The organism is Hymenobacter arcticus (genome assembly GCF_054779975.1).
On the sequence record NZ_BAAGXF010000005.1, the window covers coordinates 80,201 to 103,594 of the forward strand.

Annotated in this window: 12 protein-coding genes; 2 read left to right on the forward strand and 10 right to left on the reverse strand. The window is 60.6% G+C overall.

Annotation, left to right across the window (positions count from 1 at the left end; all coding sequences use genetic code 11):
• Nucleotides 1-48: 48 nt before the first annotated feature.
• The 4 genes from ACYVGC_RS10755 to ACYVGC_RS10770 form a co-directional block, all read right to left on the reverse strand.
• Nucleotides 49-867, reverse strand: a complete 819-nt coding sequence (locus ACYVGC_RS10755; protein WP_460583832.1) for an alpha/beta fold hydrolase — start codon at nucleotides 865-867, stop codon at nucleotides 49-51.
• A 217-nt stretch (nucleotides 868-1,084) separates the two neighbouring features.
• Entirely contained in the window at nucleotides 1,085-1,681 is a 597-nt protein-coding gene (locus tag ACYVGC_RS10760) for a hypothetical protein (protein ID WP_460583833.1), read from the reverse strand.
• Nucleotides 1,678-2,916, reverse strand: coding sequence for a glycosyltransferase (locus tag ACYVGC_RS10765; protein WP_460583834.1), 1,239 nt, complete (start codon nucleotides 2,914-2,916; stop codon nucleotides 1,678-1,680). Before ACYVGC_RS10765 ends, ACYVGC_RS10760 begins: the two co-directional genes overlap by 4 nt.
• An 86-nt stretch (nucleotides 2,917-3,002) precedes the next feature.
• Nucleotides 3,003-6,431: a TonB-dependent receptor gene (locus tag ACYVGC_RS10770; RefSeq protein WP_460583835.1), complete on the reverse strand. Its 3,429-nt coding sequence runs from the start codon at nucleotides 6,429-6,431 to the stop codon at nucleotides 3,003-3,005.
• A gap of 541 nt (nucleotides 6,432-6,972) precedes the next feature.
• Here ACYVGC_RS10770 and ACYVGC_RS10775 point away from each other — a divergent pair.
• Both ACYVGC_RS10775 and ACYVGC_RS10780 read left to right on the forward strand, forming a co-directional pair.
• A complete protein-coding gene (locus tag ACYVGC_RS10775; RefSeq protein ID WP_460583836.1) occupies nucleotides 6,973-7,881 on the forward strand; it encodes a YicC family protein in 909 nt (302 codons plus the stop codon).
• Between the two features lie 323 nt (nucleotides 7,882-8,204).
• A complete protein-coding gene (locus tag ACYVGC_RS10780) occupies nucleotides 8,205-8,747 on the forward strand; it encodes a hypothetical protein (protein ID WP_460583837.1) in 543 nt (180 codons plus the stop codon).
• A 157-nt stretch (nucleotides 8,748-8,904) separates the two neighbouring features.
• On the opposite strand, the gene ACYVGC_RS10785 is transcribed toward ACYVGC_RS10780, so the two are convergent.
• The 6 genes from ACYVGC_RS10785 to ACYVGC_RS10810 form a co-directional block, all read right to left on the reverse strand.
• Complete coding sequence (locus tag ACYVGC_RS10785) at nucleotides 8,905-10,626, reverse strand: VanZ family protein (RefSeq protein WP_460583838.1); 1,722 nt, start codon at nucleotides 10,624-10,626, stop codon at nucleotides 8,905-8,907.
• A 151-nt stretch (nucleotides 10,627-10,777) separates the two neighbouring features.
• Nucleotides 10,778-11,158, reverse strand: coding sequence for a glycine cleavage system protein H (gene gcvH / locus ACYVGC_RS10790; protein WP_460583839.1), 381 nt, complete (start codon nucleotides 11,156-11,158; stop codon nucleotides 10,778-10,780).
• Nucleotides 11,159-11,314: 156 nt separating this feature from the next.
• Nucleotides 11,315-19,114, reverse strand: a complete 7,800-nt coding sequence (sov, locus tag ACYVGC_RS10795; RefSeq protein ID WP_460583840.1) for a T9SS outer membrane translocon Sov/SprA — start codon at nucleotides 19,112-19,114, stop codon at nucleotides 11,315-11,317.
• A 183-nt stretch (nucleotides 19,115-19,297) separates the two neighbouring features.
• Nucleotides 19,298-19,903, reverse strand: coding sequence for a Holliday junction branch migration protein RuvA (gene ruvA, locus ACYVGC_RS10800; RefSeq protein ID WP_283566107.1), 606 nt, complete (start codon nucleotides 19,901-19,903; stop codon nucleotides 19,298-19,300).
• 275 nt (nucleotides 19,904-20,178) lie between these two features.
• Nucleotides 20,179-21,270 (reverse strand): T9SS type A sorting domain-containing protein, encoded by a 1,092-nt coding sequence (locus tag ACYVGC_RS10805; protein WP_460583841.1) that lies wholly within the window; start codon nucleotides 21,268-21,270, stop codon nucleotides 20,179-20,181.
• Nucleotides 21,271-21,668: 398 nt separating this feature from the next.
• Nucleotides 21,669-23,372, reverse strand: a complete 1,704-nt coding sequence (locus tag ACYVGC_RS10810; protein WP_460583842.1) for a lipase family protein — start codon at nucleotides 23,370-23,372, stop codon at nucleotides 21,669-21,671.
• Between the last annotated feature and the right edge of the window lie 22 nt (nucleotides 23,373-23,394).

Genomic DNA, 23,394 nt, shown 5'->3' on the forward strand with positions numbered 1-23,394 from the left:
AACAGTGAGCAATTAACAGGGAGGAGTGCGCGGCACCTCAGCGAGCTATTACGGACGTCCGGTTGCTGGCGTGCTGCTCATGAGCACAAAGCTCTTCACCAGGTCAAATACCTCGTCGGGCTTTTCGGCGTGCAGCCAGTGGCCGGCGTCGGCCACGGTGGCTACCTGTGAGTTGGGAAACAGGGCCGGGATACCGTGCAGCTTATCGTCGGGCGTGATGTAGTTGGACTTGCCGCCGCGCACGAATAGCGTGGGCTTGAGAAACGGCTGGGCCGAGGTGATTTCCTCGCCCACGGCCGCCAGGTTGGCTACCAGCGCGGGCAGGTTGATGCGCCAGGCAAAGGCATTATCGTCGGTGCGGTACAGGTTTTTGAGCAAAAACTGCCGCACGCCGGGCTGCGGAATAAGGGGTGTGAGCGCCGCCTCGGCCTGCTGCCGGGTTTGGATGCTGGCCAGGTCCACGGCCTGCAAGCCGGCAATAATATCGTCCTGGTGCTCCATGTCGGAAAAGCGCGGGGCAATGTCCATCACAATGAGCTGGGCCAGGCGCGCGGGGTAGCCCAGGGCCAGGCACATGGCCACCTTGCCGCCCATGCTGTGGCCCAGTACCGTGAGGCGGGCGGGGTCGAGGGCCAGGTGGTCGAGTACCGCTAGTATATCCTGCGCCATTAGCGCGTAGCTGTGTTCGGGCGAGTGAAACGAGCGCCCGTGGTTGCGCAAATCAACGGAGATAACCCGCAGCCCGGCTTCCTCGGCCCAGCGGCGGCCCAGCGTCTGCCAGTTGTCGAGGGTGCCAAACAGGCCGTGCAAAATGACGAGCGGCGGGGCAGTAGGCGCGCCTTGCTCAATAAAATGTAAAAGAGGCATTGGTAATGAATTAAGAATTTTGAATGAAGAATGATGAATAATAAGGAAAGCAAGCAGCCATTTAGGTTTTCGTCAGCACGTCATGCTGAACGCAGTGAAGCATCTCTACCGCTTCGTTGAACGGCTCAAATGAAGCAGTAGAGATGCTTCACTGCGTTCAGCATGACGTGCTGACATAGCCCGACGCCAAGCTCAACATCCAATATCCCCATTCAACTCACACCCAGGCCCAGCCACGGCGGCGCTCCACTACCACTATGCCGAAGTGGCGCAGGTAGCGCACCAGGGTGTGCATGTCTTTGATTACTAAGGAAGTAAGAATGATGTCGCCCTGGGGCAAGGGTAGGCGCAGGTACTCATAGGGCCGCCAGAATACGCCGGGCCAGCGGCAGCGGCTCCACTCCACGGCTTCGGGGCCGGGCCAGCCCTGGCGGGCGGGGTCGTAGGCAAGTAGTTCATCCAAAGCCACTTGCAATCGTCCTTCGAGTGGGTCAAATACCAGCGTGGTGGCCGCGTTGAGCGTGTAGTAGCGCAGGTGCAGCAGCAGCGCGGGCGCGGCCAGCGCCAGCACCGCCAGCAGCAGCCCCCAAGCCAGCCAGTGCTCAACCGAAGTGGTGGCCACCAAACCCGGCGCGGCGGTGGCCAGGCCAGTGCCCACTGCCAGCAGTGGCCAGGTGAGCAGGGCCAGCTGCCGGGCCGGAGTGGCGCGGTACACGGTAGTTTTTTTGCCGAAAAGCCCCAGCGCCCAGCGCGCCAGACCCAGCAATACCACCATCGTGACGGCGGCTTCGAGCAGCGTGCGAAGAAGATTCATTGCCCCAAAATACGGGCATACACCGCCGCAAACGCCCGCCCCACCGCCGGGTAGCTGAATTGAGCCACCGCCCGCGCTCGCAGTCCCGCCTCACTGAAGTGCCCGGCAGAGGCGGTGAGCAACGTGATAATAGACTCACCAAGAGCTACTTCGTCCTGGGCGGGCACCAGCAGGCCGGCCGTGCCATCGGCGGGTAGCAACTCGGGCACGCCATTCACGCGGGTAGCCACGGCGGGCAGTCCGCTGGCCTGCGCTTCGATGAGCACGCAAGGCAGGTTTTCGTAGTTGGAAAACAGCACGAAGCCCGTGGCCTGGCGCATTTCGGCGGCTACCTGGGCCAGGGTAAGCTTACCCAAAAACTCCACCGTGCCAGCGGCCAGCAGGCCTAACTCATTGGCTAACTGATGCATGGCCGCCTCCGCCGGGCCGTAGCCCGCAATGCGCAGGTGCAGGCCCGGTAGGCTGGGGTACGCGGTGCGCAACCGGGCCACGGTGCGCAGCAAGCCACTCAGGTTCTTGGCCTGCTCGTTGAAGGCGGCCACGTTAAGCAGCCCGTGGCGCACCACCGGGGTAGGGGAGGGGTGAAATAGCTCAGTGTCAACTACATTAGGAATGATAACGGTGTGGGCATTGGTGCCGCCCAGCGCCGCCAGCGCCCGCCGCAAGTCGTCCGACACGGGCGTGTAGGCGGCGGCCTGCCGCACCAGAAAACCCGCCAGCCCGCGCCGCACCCAACCCAGCTGCCCCGCATTGGCGGGCTGAAAAATAGTCCAGTGCTCGGTAATCAAGTATGGGATGCCGTGCCACCGCCGCAGCCACCACGCCAGCGCGGCGGGCCGAAACAGGATGTGCGTGTGCACCACGTCGGGCCGCTGGCCGGCCCAGTGGCGGCGCACCGCCCGCAGCCCCCGCCGCTGGCACCACAGCCACAGCAGTAGCTTCAGCACCTTATCGAGCGGGGCCAGGCCGGTGGGGCGGGCGCGGTAGTAGTAGCGCCAGGTGGGCATCGGGCCGCGCAGGTTGTGGTCCTCCGCAATAAGGGTCGGTAAGGGCCCGCGCGCCACGGCCGCAAACACCACCGCTGAAGTAATGCCCGGCTGCTTGGCAATGGCCGCGATGTGCCGGGCCACGAAGTCGCCGTCCTGGTCGTCGTAGCGGTGTGGGTACCACTTGGGCAGGTGCAGGATGCGCAATGGGATTTTGGCTGAAGAGAAATGGCTGAGCGACACAAGCACGTCACCACCTTACAAAAGTAAAGCTCGCCCCAGGCAGGGCGAGCTTTAGCAAAGCGACCAACTAATGGCCACAATGTGAAAGATGTTTAGAACGAGTACCGCACGCCCAACTGGCCCTGCCAGCGCGAAGCCAGCTGGTCGATGGAGTAGGTGGCCGGCTGGCTGAACGTGAAGGCCGGGCGGTTGAAGGTGGCGCTGTAGGCGGTGGCGATGTTGCCCGCCCCGTCGGCGTAGGCTACCTGCGTCAGGCCGGTGCCCAGGGTCGAGTTGAAGGTGTTGGGCACGAAGTACTGGCGGCCCCAGCTGCTGTTCAGGAAGTTGCCGAAGTTCACGATGTCGAGCGATACCTGGATGCTGTGGCCGGTGGGCGTTACGCCAGCGGCGTTGGCGTCGAGCTTGCCCAGCTTGGCCTCCACCATCAGGCGGATGTCGGCCTGGTTGTTCCAGGGCGTGCGGCCGCCGTTGCGCTCGGCGTACTGGCCGCGGCGGGTGCTCAGGTAGGGGTCGTTGCTGAGGAAGCTGTTGAGGGCGGCGTACTGCGGGCCGTTGTTTTCCAAGGTGTAGGCGGCCGTGCTGCTGGCCCGCGACACGAGTACCACATCAGCCGTCGACGACGGGATGTAGGCGAGCTGCACGTTCTGCTGGCCGTTGCCCATGAAGTTGTTGTTGTAGACCCAGGTAAAGGGCGAGCCGCTGGCGTAGGTCAGCACCGAGGTGAAGTAGCCCGTAAAGCGGCCGTCGCGGGTCGATTTGTGCAGGTTGATGCTAGCTACCACGCGGTGGCGCAGGTCGAAGTTGGAGTACGACAAGGCCGGGTCGTTCACGTTCAGGGCGGGGTTCAGCTCCCAGTTGCTCTGGGGCGAGTTGCGGATGCCGTTGCTGATGTCGCGGCTCTGGCCGTAGGTGTAGGCGGCGTTCACGTCGAGCAGGTTGGCCACGCTCTGGCCCACCGAGCCGGTGAGCTGGTAGCGGTAGCCCTGGCTGGTGTTGGTGAGGAAAAAGGCGTTGGAGAAGTTCGAGTTGACGCGGGTGCCAAACGCGGCGGCCGTGTAGCGGGGGCTCAGGTTGGGGCCGGTGGTAGTGGTGGGGTTGAGTTTGGGGCCGCCGTCGAAGTAGGTCACGTTGTCGGCCAGGTTGATGTTCTCAAACTTCACGTCGTAGATGGTCTTCGTGTACAGGCCCTCCACCGAGAAGCGGGTGCCGGTGGGCAGCTTGAAATCGAGGGCCAGCGACGAGCGCCACACCTGCGGCATCTTGAAGTTGTTGTCAATCAGGTTCACTTCCGTAGTGCCGGCCTTCAGGTTGTTGGGGTTGTAGGCCGAAGGCTGGAGCTGGCTGTAAATCTGGTTGGGGTCCGAGTTCAGCAAGTATGGCTTGTTCACCAACGGGTCGGTCGAAGTACGGATATTGTTCACATCCACCGAGTTGAAGTTTACGCCGTTGTTGTAGTAGGCGTAGCCAAACCAGGCAAACGGCACCCGGCCGGTGAAGATGCCCGTGCCGCCGCGCAACACTACCGAGCCATCACCCTTCACGTCGTAGTTGAAGCCCAGGCGTGGCGACACCTGCAATTGGCCCAGGTAGCCGTTATCCAGCTGCTGCCAGGCGGTGTGGGCGTACGTCTGGTTGAGGGTGCGGGCGTCGTTGAGCGGGTTGTTCACCAGGGCCGAGTTCAGGGCCGGCTTGGTGGGCAGCGAGGCAATGTCGAAGCGAATACCGGGCGTGATTTTCAGGCGGTCGCTGATGGTCCACTCGTCCTGCAAGTAGGCGCTGTAGAAGTTGATGTTGAACGCGGCCGACGGGTTGTTGTAGTTGTACTGGTACGAGTTATCGCCCACAGTACCATTGTTATACGTGCCCCGGATGCGGTTGGGCCGGTCGGCCAGAAAGTCGTTCACGTTGTTGTACTCGATGCGGCCGTTCCAGGAGTTGATGAAGCCGTAGTCGATGTGGTAGAACTCGTTGTGCGTGCCCAGCGTGAAGGCGTGCGCGCCGGTGTAAAACGTGAAGTTGTCGGTGAGTTCGTACGTTTTCTGGCGGGTGTTAAAAATGCTGGCCTCGCGGTCCGAGCCCAGCAAAATCTGGTTGGGGCCGGCGTAGTAGCTGCTCGTGCCGAGCGTGCCCATGGTGGTGCCCACCCCGTTTATCTGCACCGACGGAAACAGGTTGGCCTGCCCGCCCAGCAGGTTGCGGTAGTCGTGGATGTTGGTGTAGCCCAGAATCAGGTTGTTGGCAAAGCGGCTCGAAAAGTTCGACTTCACCTCCAGCACCGTCGAGTTCTGGATGTTGTTCTGCGTAAAGTCTTGCGAGCCAAACTTAAACAAGCTGCCCGAGCGCTCCAGGTTGGTGGCTTCGGCCTTGATGTAGTTGTGGCGCAGCGCAATGCTGGTCTTGTCGTTCAGGTTCCAGTCGATACGGCCAAAAACCTTGTTGCTGTTGGCGTAGATGTTGTAGTCGCCGTAGTCGCCCACGTTGTAGCCGTAGGTGGTTTGCAGCTTGGTGGCAATGGCTTGGGCCAGGTCGGTGGTCACGGTGGAGCCGGGCGCGCCCGCGCCGTAAAACTGGGGCTCGGTGCGGCGGGCAATCTCGCCGTTCACGAAGAAGAACAGCTTGTTCTTAATAATCGGCCCACCCAGGCGGAAGCCCGTCTGGTAGTCGTGGTAAGCCGAGCCGATTTTGGAATCGGCGCCGTCCACGCTCTTGCCCGTGATGCCCTGGTTGCGCCCAAAGCCGTAGAGGGAACCGTGGAAGTCGTTGGTGCCCGAGCGCGTCACGGCGTTAATCGAGCCACCCGTGAAGTTGCCCAGCTTCACATCATACGGCGCCACCGAGGCCTGAATTTCCTGAATAGCGTCGAGCGAGATGGGGTTGGAGCGGGCCGAGCCGCCCGGCAGGCCGCTGGTGCCGCCTTGCCCGCCCAGGGAGGGCGAAAAACCAATGGCGTCGTTGTTCACAGCGCCATCAAGGGTGATGTTGTTGTAGCGGAACGAGCTGCCCGCAAACGAGTTACCCGAGTTGCGCGGGTCGAGGCGGGTGAAGTCCTGAATGCTGCGCGAAATGGTGGGCAGCTGCTGCAAAGCCTCGCGGCCCACGTTGGTGCCGGCGCCGGTTTTGGTGGCCTGGTTGCTGCCCACTACCACTACTTCGTTCAGGGCCTGGGCCTCGGCGGCGAGGGTCAGGTTGAGCTTGGTGGTGTTGCCCAGCGTTAGAAATATGTTGTTGATTACCTGTTCTTTATACCCCACATAGGTAATCGTAACCGAGTAAGGCCCGCCGGGGGCCAGGTTGGGAATGGTAAAGCGGCCGTCGGGCTCGGTGGCGGTGCCGCGCTTGGTGCCGGTGGGCACGTTGGTAGCCACCACCGTCACACCAATCAGCTCCTCGTTTTTATCAGAAATGATTTTGCCGCTGATGGCCGAGGTCGTAACCTGGGCCGAAGCGAACTTCGCTAGCAGCAACAAGATGAATAAAATTGCCAGCCGCGAAGCGGTCCGGTTAATAGTAAGAGTGCGCATAAAAAGGGGGTTAGGCCAATGCGAACGCAAAGGTCCCCCAGCTTCTGCACCCTATGGTCAGGTGCCCGATTATCAAATCATTGGCAATCAGCATTCTTCGTAACACTACCGTAATAAGCCGTTTACCCGGCAAGCAAGCGAACGGCCTAAAAATCAGCTAGCCAAGCGCTAAGCGAGGCCTCACAAGGCCACCACCAAGCGCCCCGCCTGGGTGGTTTGCCCGGTGATAGTGCCAGCCGCTTCCAAGCCAATCGGCAGCCCGGGGGCCGTAGCGGCGCGGCTTGCGCGGTGCCTGTTACCAACATGCCCCCGAATTGCACCTCTGCCTGCCCGCCCGCCCAACCTTGCCGGCCCGGCAACAGTTACTGTTCTCCCATCTTTGCCGTCATTTGCCTGAGGTTGTTGCCGCGCATTCAGGCGGTTTCCGGGCCTGCTCGTCGGGTGTTGCTCGCGGTTGGGCCGTTCTATGCTTTTAGCGCGTGCCCTTCGTAGTTCCTTTGTTACACTCTTGCAGCTGGCTAGGCCGGCTTACCAGTACTTTATGTTGCTCTCCATGACCGGCTTCGGCCAGGCCCACCGCGAAACCGACCGCTACACTGCCACGGCCGAGCTACGCTCGCTCAATTCCAAAACCCTCGACCTTACCATCCGCCTGCCGCGCTTCCTGCAAGCCCATGAACTGGAAATTCGCCAGCAAATCACCAAAGCCCTGCTGCGCGGTAAGGTCAATTTTAACTTCGATTACAGCCGCCCGGCCAGCACGGCCGCCGCGCCCACGCTCAACCAGCCCGCCCTGCGCGCCGCTTTTCACGAGTTGCAGGGCATTGCCCAGGGCCTCGGCTTGCCCGTGACGGAGGCCACGCTGCTGGCGGCCCTGCGCCTGCCCGGCGTAGTGCCCACCGCCTCCGAGGCTGCCCAGGCCAGCCAGGCCGAAGCTGGCACCGATGAGCCCACCTGGGCCGACCTCCAGCCCCTACTCACCGAGGCACTGGCCGCCATGCAGCAGTTTCGCCACGACGAAGGCCGCACTCTGGAGCACGAGATACTGGGCTACGTGGCCACCATCCGGCAGCAGCTGGCTGCCGTGGAGCTGCACGACCCCCAGCGCGTGGCCCATGTGCGCCAGCGCCTCACGGCCCACCTGGCCGAGCTCACGCAGCACGAGCAGTTCAACGCTATCCGCTTCGAGCAGGAAGTGCTCTATTATATTGAGAAACTGGACATTGCGGAAGAGAAGGTGCGCTTGGCTGCTCACCTCGACTACTTCGAGCTAGCCACCCGGCAGCCCGATGAAGCCGCTGGCAAGAAGCTGGGCTTCCTGGCGCAGGAAATCGGCCGCGAAATCAATACCATCGGCTCCAAAGCCAACGATGCCACCGTGCAACACCTGGTGGTAGGCATGAAGGAAGAACTGGAAAAAATCAAGGAGCAGCTCAATAATATTCTTTAAGGCAATCCGAACGGGTGGCAACTACGTAAAGAAATAAAAAAAATGCTGCATCATTCTTTGGCTTTTTTGTACTTATAAAAGAAATAAGAATTATTTTTAAATCCTGTCTGTACATTAAATAATAGGCTTTAGTTTAAGTATGGGGCAATAAAATGCTTGTTTACAAGGCATTAAACAAAAAAGCCAACTGATAAATAGCATTTTTAAGGCGAAAACACTCATAGAAATGTTTTTGGAACAACGTTTACATTTTGTATGTATCTTAGTTCCCGAAACGACAGCAATACTTTCTTTTACTTCATAAATCCAGTTATCATTTTCTCATGAAGACACTCCTACTCTTCCTGCTTACCAGCTGCGCTAGCTTGCTGATGGCCGCTCGCCCGACTTCCGAGATTGAACTGGTGAAAAAACGCGTGCTCAGTGAGCGCGTAGAAGTGCTGATTCCCAAAGGCTTCGAGGTGATGACCGAGCAGCAGATGGACTTTACCTACGCCCACGCCAGCAGCCGCCCCAGCGTGGTGTTTACCAACAATAACCTGGTGTCGCTAGCCTTCAACTACTCCGACAACGACGCCGACCAGGACATGGTGCAGGTGTACCAGGACAACTTCGCCAAGGCCTACCACAAGCAGTACAACAAGGCGACCTGGTTCAGCGAAGGCGTGAAGGAAGTGGGCAACCGCAAGGTGGGCTTCATGGAGTTCATGAAACCCGAAATGGGTCACGAAGTGTATACGCTGGTGTTTTTCACCGACGTGCAGGGCAAGTTGCTCATCTGCACCTTCAACTGCGCCGACCGCCAGAAGCCCGAGTGGGAGCCCCTCGCTAAGCGCATCCTCAATTCGCTGAAAGCCAACGGTTAACTCGTGTTCTATTGTTCGTGAATTAGCCAGTGGCTGAATTAGTTAGCGATTAAAAATTACACTATTATTACTTTATGTTATCAGCTGCCCCGGCAGCGCCAGACGCGGAAGACCCCGGCCATTAGGCCGGGGTTTTTTGCGTTTTAGGGGTGTTTGGTTAACGGGCACCCAGACCATCTAAGAAGTCGCGCGCCAGACCATACGCGCCGGCAAAGCCGGCCAGCGACAGGGCGGCCGGCCGGTCGTTCACGTCGTGGTAGGCAGTGCTGCCGCCACGGGTGTACATAAAAAAAGCGGGCACGCCCGCCTCCGAAAATGGGAAGTGGTCGGAGTTGGCGGCGCGGCCGCGGGCGGTGAGGCGCGGAAGGTAATGGTGCGCGTCGTTGAGGGCCGTGAGGCGGTGAAAGGCGGCTTCGTACACGCGGCCATTTACCACGGTCGCGCCCTCTTCGCCGGTGCCCAGCAAGTCGAGGTTCAGCAGAAACTTGATGTTGGCGAGCGGCACCAGCGGGTGCCGCACAAAGTAGGTGGAGCCTACCAACCCCGCTTCCTCGGCCCCAAACAGCAGAAATACCACTGAGCAGGCCGGCCGGTTCTCGGGCCGGGCGTAGTGGGCGGCCAGTTCCAGCAGCAGGGCCACGCCGCTCGCATTGTCGTTGGCGCCGGGGAAGTAGGTGCGGCGGCCCATTATGCCTAGGTGGTCGTAGTGGGCCGAAATTACCAGGAAGCTATCGGGCTGGATTTTGCCTTTTATGATTGCCGCCAGGTTTTGGGTGGGGTAGTTGCGGATGAGCTGGGCATCGACTTGTAGCGTAACCAATGCCTGAGTGCTCGTAGCCCAGACGGGTAGGCTAGTAGCCAGTACTTCCAGTTGCGCGTGCTTTTCCTGCCCGGCCGCCAAAGAAGCCGTGAGTTTGGGTACGATGTTAATGTGCGGGTATTCCGAGTAGCAGGCGGCTAAGCCAGCATTGGTTGGTTGGCGAAGTAGTACCTCGTCTTGGGCTCGCACTAGCAGCGCATTCCCATAAGCCGGGTCGAGCCGGCCCGAAAGCACCTCCGAGCTGGCAGATAACGCATTCTGGTAAACCAGCGTGTCAGGATAAGTTAAGTGATAAGTCTTGGGCCCAACCGAAGGACAAGCGGGCGCGGCGATGAAATCAATACCCGGCCGCAGCGTCACTTCCCGCGGAATGATGGACGTAGGAGCTAGTTTTGACAATGCCAGCTTAAGGCTTACCGCCCCCGGAAATGTGTTCACATTCAGCGTGAAGGGCTGGGTGTAATCGGGGGCCAGTGGCGCCAGGCCCAACTGTCGCAGCCGGCCGCGCAGGTAGGCGGCGGCCAGGTGCTCGCCCTGCTGCACGTAGCCGCGGCCGTGCATTTTCTCGGAAGCTAACTCTTCAATGGTGCGGCGGGCGCGGGCCAGGTCGGGTGCGGCCTGTGCCTGGCTATGGCCGGGCAGCAGCAGCACAGCCACGGCCAGCGTGGCTGTGCCTCGCCCGGCCCGGCCAGCCACCGCCATTACCAAACCCAGGCCCAGCGCGGCCCCGAGGCTGTCGCCGAGCAGGTCGGTCCATTCGGCGTGGCGGCCGGCGTGCATAGCGTATTGCAGTACTTCGATGAGGGTCCCGAATACGACGCAGCCAGCCAGCACCAACCAGGCGGCGCGGCCGCCCCGCCCCGCCTGCCGCCGCGCCCAAAGCCACGCCAGCCCGGCCAGCACCGCAAACACGCCCGCGTGGGCTGCCGTGTCGAACGACAGAAATTTCCACTCCGGCGTATGTGGCATTTCCTGGGCTGGGGTGAGCATGAGCACCAGCATGATGGCCACCCATAGCAGGGTGAGGATGCCGTAGAATCGCGTAGTTAAAAACCTCATAATCAGATTGATAAATAACAAAAGAACGTCATGCTGAGCTTGCCGAAACATCGCGCGCGCATTGTTGGGTTAGTAGTCCAACGGTGCGCGCAAGATGCTTCGGCAAGCTCAGTATGACGTTCTTAATCAGCGAGAAATCCAGGTGAGGGTGTTACGCCCCAATCAATTCGCCGTAGGCTGCGGCCGACAGCAGGCCGGCGATTTCGCTTTGGTTGGATACTTTCATTTTAATAATCCAGCCCTCGCCGTAGGGGTCAGCGTTTACGGTTTCGGGCGAGTCGGCGAGCTTGGCGTTTACTTCCAGCACGGTGCCGCTGATGGGGCTAAACAGGTCGGAAACCGTTTTAACGGCCTCCACGGTGCCAAACACATCGTGCTGAGTTACTTCCTTGTCGAGGGTGTCGATGTCCACGTACACGATGTCGCCCAGCTCGCGCTGCGCGTGGTCGGTGATGCCGATGGTGGCCGTGTCGCCGTCCAGGCTAATCCATTCGTGGTCTTTGGTGTAGTGCAGGGTGGCGGGGATAGTCATCTGGAAAAAATGTAGGGTAAGCTTCAGCTTGCCGCGGTGGGGAGGTGGGGCAAAAATACGGTGGCGCGCGTGGTATGCCGCCTGTTTTGGGAGGGATAATCTGCGGGTAGTATCTCCCGGGCGGCGGCGGCAAGCTAGAGCCTACCCTACACTTACCTATTGCAAGCTGTAGCGCAGTTGCAGGCCGCCCTCGGTGGTGGCGTTGCGGAAGGCGTTGCTCACGCGGGGCTGGGTGATGGTCTGGCTGAAGTAGAACTGGAGGTTGAGGCGGGCGTTGAGCAGGTAGTCGATGGTAGGGCGCAACTGCATCTGCAGCGAGCCATTGGTAATCTGGCTGGTGGCGGTGCCCACAATGCCCTGCACGGCGGGCGAGGGTAGCGCTACTATTGGCGGCGTGGTGTTAGGTACTACGCCGCTAGTGGTGGCCGGGGTGGGGTCTACCGAGCCCAGGATGCTGCGCTGGATAGTGGAGTTGTCGCGGATGCTCAAGTCCATGCGGGCGGTGAGGTTGTTTTTCAGCACGCGCTGCTCGCCGCCCACCCGGAAGGGCAGCCGCAGGCCGGTGGCCGCGTAGCCCAGGCCGATAATTAGCTCGGTGGTGTGCAGCTCGGTTACCTGGGCATTGGTGATGTTGAGGGCCACGGCGCGGTTGGTATTGTACTGCACTCGGCCGGTTACATTGTTCACCGTCTGAAAGTTAACCCCTATGAGTGGCGTCAAACTCTCGATTATGCTCACTTGTCCGATAACGTAGTAGGGAACAATCTGGCCAGTAGAGTTGGATGTGAACGGCACCGGCCCCTGCGGCTGTCCCGGCTGCGCGGGCGGCGCATCGAGGCCAAATACCGGCTGGTCGCTGTAATTGGTAGAGGTGGTGTAGCCGCCCATGTTGTAGCGCGACGTGTAAGCGTGGTTGAGTGTGAACGAGCGGAACACGTCGCGGATGCCCGGCAGGTCGGAGAAGCCGTTGTAGTCAATGCGCCAGTTGGGCAGCGGAATCACCGCAAAGGGGTTGAAGCTCTTGGCCTCGTAGCCGTCCGACGACTTGCCGTGGTAGGCATCGAGGAAGCTTTGCAGCAGCACGTCCTGCGAGTTATAGCTGTAGAGGTTGGTGGCCCGGCGGGTATATACTGCGGGAGTATTGTTCGAGGCAGGTGTGGTTACTACATCCTGAATGCCGATGGGGCGCCCGCTTGCCTGCAAGCGCTGCTGCACAATGGCCCGGTTTTGCACGAAGCGCTCGAAGGCCTTGCTGGTTTCGCCGTTGGCCCCGAGGTCGCCAAACAGGGTTTGGATGGTAACGGTGCTCACGGTGTAGGAGCCAGTGCCCAGCGCCTGGGTGGGAGCCAGGCGGTTTAGGTTTCCATCTCCGTAGGGCGTTAATGTGCCGTACTGCTGATAAAAAGGATTAAGCGTGTCAATGGCCCGGCGGTAGTAGGCCTCGCTGTTGCGCACTTTCTGCCGCAGCAAATCAAGCTGAATGTTGAAGCCCCGGAACGGCTCCAGCGTGGTGCGGGCCGTGAGGTTTTCGGTGAGAATATTGGAAAGCGGTGTGTTCAGATACTGGCTCTGGTCGGTGTACCAGCCGTTGGCGCTGGCCATATTATACAGGGCGGTGGGCTCGTACTGCTGGCCCAGAATAAACGGAATGCCTGGGGCCAGGCCGCCCAGCGCCTGCCGGTTATTCAGGCCAAAAAACTGGGTGCTGGGCAAGTAGCCTGGTAGCAGCGTACCATTGGAGCGGGCGTAGGTGAAGTTGAGGCTGCGGGCCGTCATCACGGCGCGCAGCACGGCCTTCACGAAGCGCAACGGGTCTTTCTTGGCCGTGTCGGGCGCTATTGGGGTGGGGCGGGTAGCGTTGGGGTTGTTGTGGTCAACAACCGCGGGCTGCGGCCGGGGTAGGGGCGGCGGCGCGTTGTTGATGATATTGAGGAACTTAACTTTATTGTACAGCTTCACCAGGTCAATCTTGCCGTTGGCGCTGAGTTCCGCGTTGTTCTGAATGGTATTGCCCAGGCGCAGCACCGAATCCTGAGACAGCTTCGGGTCCGGGAACGGAATACCGAGCGCCGTGGAGGCCGCCTGCCAGCTGTAGTGCGCCGAGTAGCGCGTGTCGGCCGACAGCCAGTCGGTGAGCGGGAACTTGTCGAGCGGCAGGCGGTAGGTGAGGGCGATGTTCTGGTTGAAGTTGGTGGTGCGGCCGCCGCGCTTGAGGTTATTCCACTGTTCGGCCCGGTTGGCGATGGCAACGGCGTCATTGCCCACGCTCTGGCCCACGCCCTCGTCAATCACGCCCCGGTTGGTGGCCGTGTAGTCCAGGATGAGCGCCTTGGTGAGGTCCCACTTCAAGTCATATATTCGGCTGATATAGAATGACTTGTAGAATACGCCCGCAATGCCGGCCGTGGTGGGCAGGCTACCGGGCTCGGTTACGCGCTGCAAAAAGCGCTCGTTGTAGCGCCGGTCGAGGTCGGTGCGGAACGAGAAGCGCGAGGGCAGAGGCGTAAAGTTGATTTGCTGGAAAATTTTGAGGTACGGATTATCCAGGGCCTTGAAGCTGGCGAAGGGCGTGTAGTTGCGCGGCTGCGTTTGGTAGAGGTAGGCTAGGGCCGCGGTGTACGACTGCGTGTAGTCGCGCTGGGTGTTGATGTCGGTGTGCAGGCGCTCGGTGATGGCGTAGCTCACGGCCACGTTCTCAATGTCCCAGGGGTGCTGCTTGGTTTGGGTGGGGGCACGGTCCTTGCGCACGTTCAGCACCGAAATGCTGCGCGTGGTGGTGCGGTCCACCACCAGCTTTTTGTATTCGGCGGCCGCGCCGGGGTTGTTCTGAAACTTCAGCAGGCTCTGCTCCAGCTTGGTGTCGGGGTCGAGGGGGTCATACTGCGGCGTAATGGTTTGGCGGCCGGCCTGCACCAGCACGGGCACCTTCAGGCGCAGCTGGGTGGGCAAGAACTTCTCGGCCGCCACCGTGGCGTTGAGGTCGCCGCGCAGCACGTCGCTGGTCGAGCGCTGCTGGGCCTTGTCCTGCAAGCCCCCGAAGCCCACGCCGATAAACGAGCCGGTGGCCGTGATGTTGGCCAGGTCGGCCAGCTTCACGTTGAGGCGGGCGTTGGCGGCCCAGCCACCCTGGCTGTCGAAGTCAAACACCCGCAGCTCATCGGCCCACAGCGTCACGGTTTTGGGGCTGCCGTCGTCGTTCACGTCGGTCAGCGTTTTGGCGGGGTTCAGGATGCCAATCATCGCGCCCTGCACCTGCGAAAAGTCGGGGTTGCCGAGGATGTTTATAACCGCGCCGTTGGCCAGCGGGTAGGGGTAAGCCACGGTGTAGCTCACGCCTGGCACCCGATTGGTAATGGCCAGGTTGCGGGCGGCTTTAGCATCGATAAAGTCCTGCAGGGCCACGTCGATATTATTGGCTTCAGGCCACACGCCGAGCTGGGTGGCCGCGTCGGCGCTGCCCGCCAGGGTGAACGTGAGCGGCAGCGAGTACTCGTAGTAATTCTGGCTGTAGTCGGTACCGATGCGAATAAAGGCACGCGCATCGCCCGTGCGGATGCGCGGGTCGGTCGATTCGGCGTGGAAGTACATCCGCAGACGCTTGTAGCGCAACAGATTGGTAGTTAAATTCTTATAGCCAGCCTTGGCGTAGCCATCGCGCAGGTTAGTTACGGTCAGGCGCAGGCTCTGCTCGTTTTGCTGGCGCGACACGGCCGTGGAGCCATACTCTACATCGCGGGTGATGTTGGGCGGCACCACGTAGGGGATGGTGCCGGTGGTGGTAGCCACCGAGGGGCCGTTTTCCTCCACGCTCACCGTCGAAATGGCAAACGCATCAGCATCGGTAGCCGTGCCGATGCCGGGCACCTGAATGTTGGGGTCCACGATGCGGCTCAGGTACTGGCGCCACTGGTTGGCCACAAACTGGGGCTGCACCAGGCGCAGCACCACCGGCTGCTGCCAGTTGGTCATGTACATGCGCATAAAGCGAATGTTCTTGAAGCCAAAGGGCTGGCCGCCATTGCCTTCCACCCGCTGCGGCGTGCGAATGGGAATGCGGAACTGATACCAGGTCACGGGCTCGCCGTTGCTGGAGCCCGCGCCCGTGCCGGTAGGCACCACCTGGGTGGTCACCTTATCGGTGATGTAGTTCTGGCCGATATTCAGCTGGCCGGGCACCAGGTGGATGGGGTACTCGTAATACTGCTCGGTGGTCTGAATCACGTTGTCGCGGTTCAGGTCCTCCTTGTCGGGGTAGGCCGTGGAGCTGAGCTGCGAGTTTTCGGGCGAGTTGCCGTCGTAATTGTCGTAGTCTTTGTAGCGCCCCAGAATCTGGGTGTTGTTGGCGTTAAAGCTCGGGTCGAGGTGGTGGCGGAAGTCGTCGTTTGAGGGGTCGGCCAACGCGCCGTAGCCCGGAATGGCATTGAAAAACAGCTGCTCCTGGGTATCGGTCAGGCCGTCGAGGCCAATATCCTGGCTGGCGCGCGCGCCGGGCGCGGCATTAAAGGCATCAAGCAAAAACTGCTGCGTCGTCACGTTGCCCCACACCGTCTGGTTGGTGCTGCCGGCCGGGTCGCCGGGCAGCGGCAGGCCGTTCTCAAACTCGTGCTGGCCCTGGTCGCGCAGCACGTCCTCGCTCACGTTGCCCAGGTTGAGGATGAGGTCGCCGCCCTTGGTGTCGTCGGTATATTGGCGCGGGTTGGTAGGGTCGGCATTGAGGGCGCTCGTCAGGCTGTTGGCCCCCGTAATAAAGGGGTCGAGCAGCCAAAATTCCAGGTACTCCACGTTGGAGTTGTCGAAGTCGGTATCAAAGGTGATGCCCCGCGAAATGCCGGCAAATTTGTTGTCGGGCAGGCCCGCCCCCGGCGAAAACAAGCGGCCATTGGCCTGAATATTAGGCGTGTAGTTGTACGGGCCCCGCTCCTCGGGGTAGTATGCCATGTCGAAGGTGTACTCGAAGCCGTTGCCGGTAGCGCCCAGGTCCTTGTTGGGGAACACCTCGTTGCGCGGAATGCCCCGCGTGTAGTGGTTTTGGAGCGTAGCGGCCGCAATGCCGGCCGGCACGTTGGGGCCGTTGGTGTAGTAGCTCTGGTCGACGGTGTACCAGGCCAGCTTGGCGCGGCGGTAGCCGTTGTCGAGGCCGTTGCTGGTGCTGCCCAAAATGGGGGAGGGCGTAGCCGCCAGCCGCCACGCCGGAATAGCGGCCAGCCCGCCCAGCGTGTAGGGCGTGCGGGCGTTCTCGAAGTCGTCGAGGTAGCTCACGCCGTTTTCGCCGCGGCCCAGCTGCGAGCGGCCCGCAATGAGCTTGGCCACCTCGCCAGTGAAGGCCACCGTCGATATTTCCTTAGTCGCCAAAAAGGGGAGGCGGTCCACCAGCTTGGTGAGCACGCGGCTGTCTTTGCGCAGGCTGATATCGGCCCCCAGAATGGTGTTGTTGGCCGGCTCGTCGCCGATATTCACGCGGTTGATGCCGGGGGCCTGGTTTTCCAGGATGTGCATGGCCGTGGCCCCCAGAATCACGTCCTTGTTGAGGGCGTAGTCCAGGCGGGTGCCCACCAGCTTGCGCGGCTGCACCTGCACCAGGGCGTTTTTCTCAAAAGCCACCCGCAGCTCATTGGCCGAGTTGAGGTAGGCCGGGTTGAGAATCTTGACCTTGGCCTGGTCGTAAAATACTTGGTAGTCAACGCCTTCGGTCAGCAAGGTGCTACCCGCATACACCTTCACCGAACCCTGCGCCACCCCAATGCCGGGCAGCGTAATCTCGTCGGTGCTGGTGCCCTGGTAGCGGCCGCGCAGGAAAAACTTGTCCTTCACCTGCTGCTGCTGGGCGTCGCTCTGCGTCTGGTTGTACAGGGCGCGGTACACGTACTTCTGAGCCAGCGCCCGCTCATTAGCGGCATTGACGCCCAGCGTATCAAACTGCGCGGCCAGGTACGAGCCAAACGGCTGCACGCTGGGGAAAATGATTTTGCCCAGCTCGGGGTCAATGGTGATACCCGGGAAAAAGTCGAAGTTGCCGTCGGCGTTGCGGTCGTTGTTGGCATTCACCCGGTCCAGCCCCAGCACCTGAATCAGCGGCACATTCTGCACCCGCACGCCCTCCTTCAGCGAAATCAGGTCCACCCCCGTGATGTCATCCTTGTAGATGAGCTGGAGCTGGAAGTTGTCGCGGTTTATCTGCGAGGTGTTCAGAGGATAGATGTTTTTCATCATCAAATCCCAGGTTGGCGTGTTGCGGGTCAGCAGGTTAGGGTTGCTGGGGTTCACGCCGGGGTCGGCCGTGTTCACGCCGGGGTTGGTGGCCTTCAGCATCTTCAGGAAGATAACCTGGTCGGCCTGGGCCCCCTGGTACTCAGTCTGGGTTTCGCCCACGGTGTAGGGCTTGCCGTTGTAGAGGTACTCGTAGCTCACGGCCAGCACCTGGTCGGGCAGCAGGGCCGTGTTCAGGTTCACGTAGCCAAGCTGGGCGTTGAAGGTGTACTCGCGCGGGTCGAGCTTGCGGGCGCGCAGGCGCTCGTAGTCCAAGCTTTTCACCATCGGCACGGTACCGCCGGGCGTGGGTAGGTTGGCTAAGTAGCTTTCCACCTGTAAGTTATCGCGCGCCGCGCCGCCGCCGCCCGTCAGCGACTGGTAGAGGTAGTTGACCTGGTTTTTGGCTGGGGTCGAGGCATTGGCCCCGCTGCTGGGGTTGTAAAACTGCGGCCGGTAGAGGCGGTCCAGGCGCGGCTCGCCCAGGTCCATCAGCGACACCACGTTGCGCAGGTTGTCGGTGGTGCGGTTATCGTTGGTCACCCACACCTCGAGGCGCCGAATCTCGAAGCCACTCTGCACCGTGGGCAGCCCGCGCAGGGCCTGGTCGTAGCGGTCGCGGAAAAACTGCGACAAAAAGTAGTGCCGGTCGCGCTCGTACTGGCTGGCTTTCAGCTCAAACGTGCGGCTCTGGGCGCCGTTCTGTACCCGCACCTCGTCTTGCGAGCCGCGCAGCGTGGCGGCCACCGCCGTCACACCCAGCCGCCCAAATTGCAGCTGCGTCTTGATGCCGAACAGGTTGGAGCCGCCCGTTATCAGCGAGTTGTTCAGGGGCATGCTCACATTGCCCAGGTCCAGCTTGCGCAGGATGTCGGTGGGCTGCCCGGCGTAGTCAAACTTCATCTGGTTGTCGAAGTCGAACGCCGCCTTGGTGTCGTAGTTGAACGTGAGCTTGAGCTTGGTACCCACCTGGCCGCTCAGGCTCAGGTTCATGTTTTGCTCAAAAATGAAGTCGCCCACGCTCTGCTGGCGCAGCGTGAGGGCGGGGTTGCGGTTCACGTTGTACTTGGCCCCCGCCTTGAGCGTGAGTGAGCCCGCGGGCCGGATATCAATGTAGGAGCCGCCAAAAATGCGGTCGGCAATGGGCCCGAGGTATATTTTCGGAATCAGGCGCTGGGCCTGGGCGCTGCCCGGCGCGGTGGGCGCGCCGGCCACGCCACCCATCGCCTTCTGGCGGTAGTAGTCGTTGATGGCCTGCCGCTCCTGAAACTTGAGCAGCTCCTCCTGCGAAATCACGGTGGGGCTGCGGTAGTCCACGTTGCCGCCCACGGTTTCGCGCACATCATAGTTTTTGAGGCTGTCGTCGGGCGTCACCTTCAGCTGCACGGTCTTAGGCAGCGGCAAAATGAGCGGCGAGCGCCGGCCGGTGGGCGAAAAGCGGCTGCCCTGGCGGTCGCGCACGGTGCGCAGGCGCGGGCGGCGGCTGGGCCGGTAGCGGCCGGTATCGCCGGGGGTAGTTTGGCCAGGCACGCCTTGTTGCGGTAACCCCAGCCGGGCAACCCACGTAGACCACGCAGCCGGATAGCGGCGGCCGGCTGCCCCCGCCGGGGCCGCCCACACGGCCGCCATCAGCACCGACGATACCATGGCCGCTGCCAGCAGCGCCCCAGGAGTAACGATTTTAGAACCAGCAGACAGTAGAGACTTCAAGCAGATAGCAGGTGCGGCAGCCGTGGCAACACGGGGAGCCGGATTTAAGCAGGAAAAGCAAAGCAGCTACCCCACTGGGTAGGCGCACGTTAGCAGGCAGCCCACCGGGCGCACAACAGAACCAGAAGGTAGGGCCCGCCCGCTGCATAGCCGCCGGTGCCCGCCCTCCTTGCCCGCCGCTGCCTAGTGTGACTTCAGGGCAAACTTAATGAGTTCTTCCACGCTCAGGTCGTTGCCATGCTTATGCTGAATCTGGTCCAGATTTTTCTCAGCGGCGGCACGGGCAAACCCCAGCATGACTAATGCTTGCAACGCCTCTTGGCGCTGCGTATTGTGCTGGCGGGCCAGCGGCACGGTGTCCACCCCAGCTTTGGCCAGCAGTTCGTCTTTGCGCAGCTTGTCCTTCAGCTCCAGTATCACGCGCTGGGCGGTTTTAGGCCCCACGCCCTTGATACTCTGGATGGCCCGCACGTCCTCATTCACAATGGCTTGGCGGATTTCGCCCACGCCCATGCTGCTCACCATGTTAATGCCCGTGCCCGGCCCAATGCCCGATACCGATATCAGGTGCAGGAACAGCGCCTTCTCATTGGGGTCGAGGAAGCCGTAGAGCGTTTGGCCGTCTTCCTTCACGTGCTGGTACGTGTATACCTTCACTTTCTCCAGTTCAATGGGCAGCTTAGAGTAGGTGGCCAGCGAAATTTTTACCTCGTAGCCCACACCATTGGTGTCAATAATGGCCTGGGTAGGGTCTTTATAGGCAAGTTTACCGTCGAGGTATGCAATCATAAAAGCAGTGAGCGTAGCGAAATTTTCAGGTGAGTGTTTCCGCTTGCTACTTCAAATCTACTCCGGCCCGGCTTAATGAGAAAGCCATGTTGCTGCCACGGGCGGCGCGCTGGGCCGTTGGTAATCAGCTTTTCTTTTGTTTGGTCATCATTTGAGGCAAGGCTAAAATAAAGGCAGGCCCATAATTAGTAATAGTAACCAAGGAGGCCCGCTACTTTGGGGGTAGCGGGCCTCCTTAGCCGAAGCACCGGTTGAATAACGCTGCTTACACTTGGCTAGTGCGTAATCTGAATGTTCTCACTCAGTGCGTTTTTTCCTTGGCCGACGCGCATCACGTAGAGCCCTGCTGGCAGGTCGCGCACGTCGAGCACGGCCTTGCCCCGTTCGCTACGCTTGGTCTTCACCTTCTTGCCGAACGCATTGTACAGGTCGGCATCGAAAGGCACCGGGTCGGCCGTTGAGGACATGGCCGCCGCCGTGCGGGCTGCTGGCGCTGCGGAACTAGCTGGGTCAGTGGTCCAAACCGTCAGTTCCGTGCTGGCGGGGTTGGGCGTAACAACCATGTGGTAGGGAGCCGGAAAGAAGGTCCAGTGTCCCACCACCCCGCAGCCGCTGGTAGCATTGATAGCCGTGGCCGTAATGGTGACGCCGCCCCCACCGGCCGGCATGTAGAACGAAGCCTGGCCGCCGCCCAACGCCGTGACGGATACGGAAGACGGGCTAGCCGTAAAAGTGAAATTATAGGGCGCATCCACAATAATATTCACCTTGTCGGGTCCCGCTGGGTTATTAGTTTGCAAGGGCGTGCCAGCGCCGCTGAAGTAAGCCCCAACTACGTAGCGGCCACTGGGCTCGCCCGCCCCCACGGGCACGTTCACGGACACCGTGTTATTGCACGGCCCGACAGTAGCCGTAATAGTGCCGGTGCCGGCTCCGCCCGCGGTGGCCGTTGTGGTAAACGTAGGCCCCGAGCCCGAGGTAGTGGTGAAAAAGCCCGCAGGGGCAGTGGTCCAGTTAACCATCGTGCCGGTCGCCAGGCCCGGAATAGTGAGCGTGATGGAGTTGCCGGCGCACAGGCGCTGGCCGGTAGGCAGGGAAGAGTTGATGGTCAGCGGCAGGCACTCTGTGGAGCAGTAGTTGCTGGCCGGGGGCAGGCCCTGCATTTGGTTGTATATCCACTCGCTGTTGCGAGCCGTGAAGCGAAGGTGTGGTTGGTTGAACTGGGTGCCAGTGCCATTGACATTTTCCTGAGCTATGTAGCTTAGTACCCGCGAGGGACTTGGACTATCAGTAACGTTATTAACATACCGGGCGTAAGCAGTGGCTGATGTTACGGTTTCTACATCTAAAGCACTGTAGGTGGGCACAAAGCAGAGGTTGCCATCATAGAGCGAGGTACTGGTATAAGCTCTAAACAGGAAAGGAACGTAGTAGTCAGTTGGCGGAGAGCAGGCTTGATTTTCGTGCGGATTAACATATCCACCCGGCAGCGTTTCATAGGGTAAGGTATTGGGTGGTGAAGTGGCCGATTCGTTGATAAAATTTATGTCAACAAGTGGAATGCACGCTTTAAATGGCCCAAATCCGATGCAGAGGTTATACTGCAAATACACGCGCAGCCGACTCACCACGGCCTGTTGTCCATAGGCGGGCAACCCATAAGCAGCCCCATCACCTTTGATATTGAAATTACTTAACCAGCCCAGAGGACCAGGTAAATAAGACAATGGCCGCAGAAACAAATCAACGTTAGTGGTAGCGATAGTCACGCCTGTGGGGTATTCTGAGGCCGCCCGCACTGCGAGCCGTCGCTGGTGGCGATGATGGAATAGACTGGCTGCACGGGGTCGGTGGGAGAAAAATCTACCACTTGCCGATACTGACCATTCAAAAATGGGTCGGGCCGGATGCCGCCCCGTGGGTCATAGGCATTGAGGATGGAGAGCTGCTGCGAGCCGGGTTCATTCAATACCCGGAGCGCCGCCTTGGCCGAAGAGCTAATGTCTGCCACCCGCCAGATACCCAGAATACCTGGTACGTCGCAGGCCCGCGTGAGCGATTGCGTGCCGACCGGGTTGTAGGCTCCGCGCTGGGGGCTGTCGTGCAGCACCAGCAGGCGGGTCTGCGGGTCTTCATGGTTGCGCACCATCTGGGCCAGGCCATAACGCGAAATCAACCCGCCCATCGACTGGCCCATTACCACGTTTTGCTGCGTGCTGCCTGCCTGCGCCTTTAGGTCGTTCACCCAGCGCACCACTTCCTGAAACAGCACTGCGTTGCGCCGCAGGTCATCCGTGTTGCGCTTGAAGTCGATGTATACAAGGTCATATTGGCCGATGTCGTGCAGGGCATCGTTGAAGTTGCCTCTGTTCCCATCAAAATCAACAAGATTAATTCTGTCTAAAAAGCTTTGAATCGTATTGTTCCCATTATCGCACGGTAGCAGTTCCGGGGCCTCTTCTTCCAGAATGGAGGCGATATTGTATTGCTCCACCATGATGAGCGGCTTGACCAGGCTGGTATGCCCCTGGCCGTAGCGCACCGACACGAGTGCCCCGCTGTGGGCATTGGTGGGCGAGGTAAAGGTCCTGACGATATCGTTGGTGGGGGCATAGCGGGCAGCCGTAGCCGCGCCCTCCAATACATTCAGGTCGAAGTGACTTTCGAGGCTGAAGCCAAGCGAGATAGGAGCAATGCCCACGCGTTGGGTAGGTAGCTCAGGGCCAGGAGTTGGCGGCTCAGGGTCAGGTGAGATTACGCCGAAATTACTATATGCTACTCTGACCCGAATGTGCTTGTGGCCGGGGCTAGTGTAGGTGGCCGTAATGGGCTGGTCCCAGGCGGCCGGCACGTAGCCCTGGCCATCGTCAAAATCCAGGTAAAGCCCGATTAGGCTCTTGCTGGGATTATTGGTCAGGTAGAGGTTGCGGGCAAACACAAACGAAGCGGTACCCGTGCGAGACACGGCGTAGAGTGGAGCCGCCGCAAAGAGCGTGGCGGCCTGGTAGGGGCTTTGCGAGCGGCCGGCTACGTCAAATACCTGGTTGTTTTGTACTTGCAGCAGGTTGTATTGGAGCGCATCGGGCCGGATGCGGTCGTAGCTCATGTACTGCACCGCGATGGGGTTGGGCGCGCCCGCCACGTTCTGTCGCCGGGCATCGAGGCGGCGGTTCAGTTCGGGCAAGCCCGGCAGCGTATCGATACCCGTGACGCGCGCCGAAAAGATGGTGGCCCGCAGGTAGCGGAACACTTCCATATCTGTGCGGTTGCTGTCGGTGAGCACGCCGTTGTAGGGGTGCAGCCCTAGCAGCTGCTCACCATATTCGTCGAGGTAGCCGCTGGGCACCTGGCTTTTATCAACATTAGCAAAGACCTGGTTGAGCTGCACCCGCATGCCATCGGGAGTTTGCGCCTGGGCCAGCCCTAGCTGTGTGAGCAGGAGCAGGGCCAAAAAGAAGAAGTGTTTCATGCGGGAAAAGGAAAAAGGTGAA

Excerpts from the sequence above, each read along its gene's own strand:
- ACYVGC_RS10785 (WP_460583838.1), bottom strand. The coding sequence starts at position 10,626 with ATGAGGTTTTTAACTACGCGATTCTACGGCATCCTCACCCTGCTATGG.
- ACYVGC_RS10775 (WP_460583836.1), top strand. The coding sequence starts at position 6,973 with ATGTTGCTCTCCATGACCGGCTTCGGCCAGGCCCACCGCGAAACCGAC.
- ACYVGC_RS10780 (WP_460583837.1), top strand. The coding sequence starts at position 8,205 with ATGAAGACACTCCTACTCTTCCTGCTTACCAGCTGCGCTAGCTTGCTG.
- ACYVGC_RS10810 (WP_460583842.1), bottom strand. The coding sequence starts at position 23,372 with ATGAAACACTTCTTCTTTTTGGCCCTGCTCCTGCTCACACAGCTAGGG.
- ACYVGC_RS10760 (WP_460583833.1), bottom strand. The coding sequence starts at position 1,681 with ATGAATCTTCTTCGCACGCTGCTCGAAGCCGCCGTCACGATGGTGGTA.
- ACYVGC_RS10755 (WP_460583832.1), bottom strand. The coding sequence starts at position 867 with ATGCCTCTTTTACATTTTATTGAGCAAGGCGCGCCTACTGCCCCGCCG.
- ACYVGC_RS10770 (WP_460583835.1), bottom strand. The coding sequence starts at position 6,431 with ATGCGCACTCTTACTATTAACCGGACCGCTTCGCGGCTGGCAATTTTA.
- ruvA (WP_283566107.1), bottom strand. The coding sequence starts at position 19,903 with ATGATTGCATACCTCGACGGTAAACTTGCCTATAAAGACCCTACCCAG.
- gcvH (WP_460583839.1), bottom strand. The coding sequence starts at position 11,158 with ATGACTATCCCCGCCACCCTGCACTACACCAAAGACCACGAATGGATT.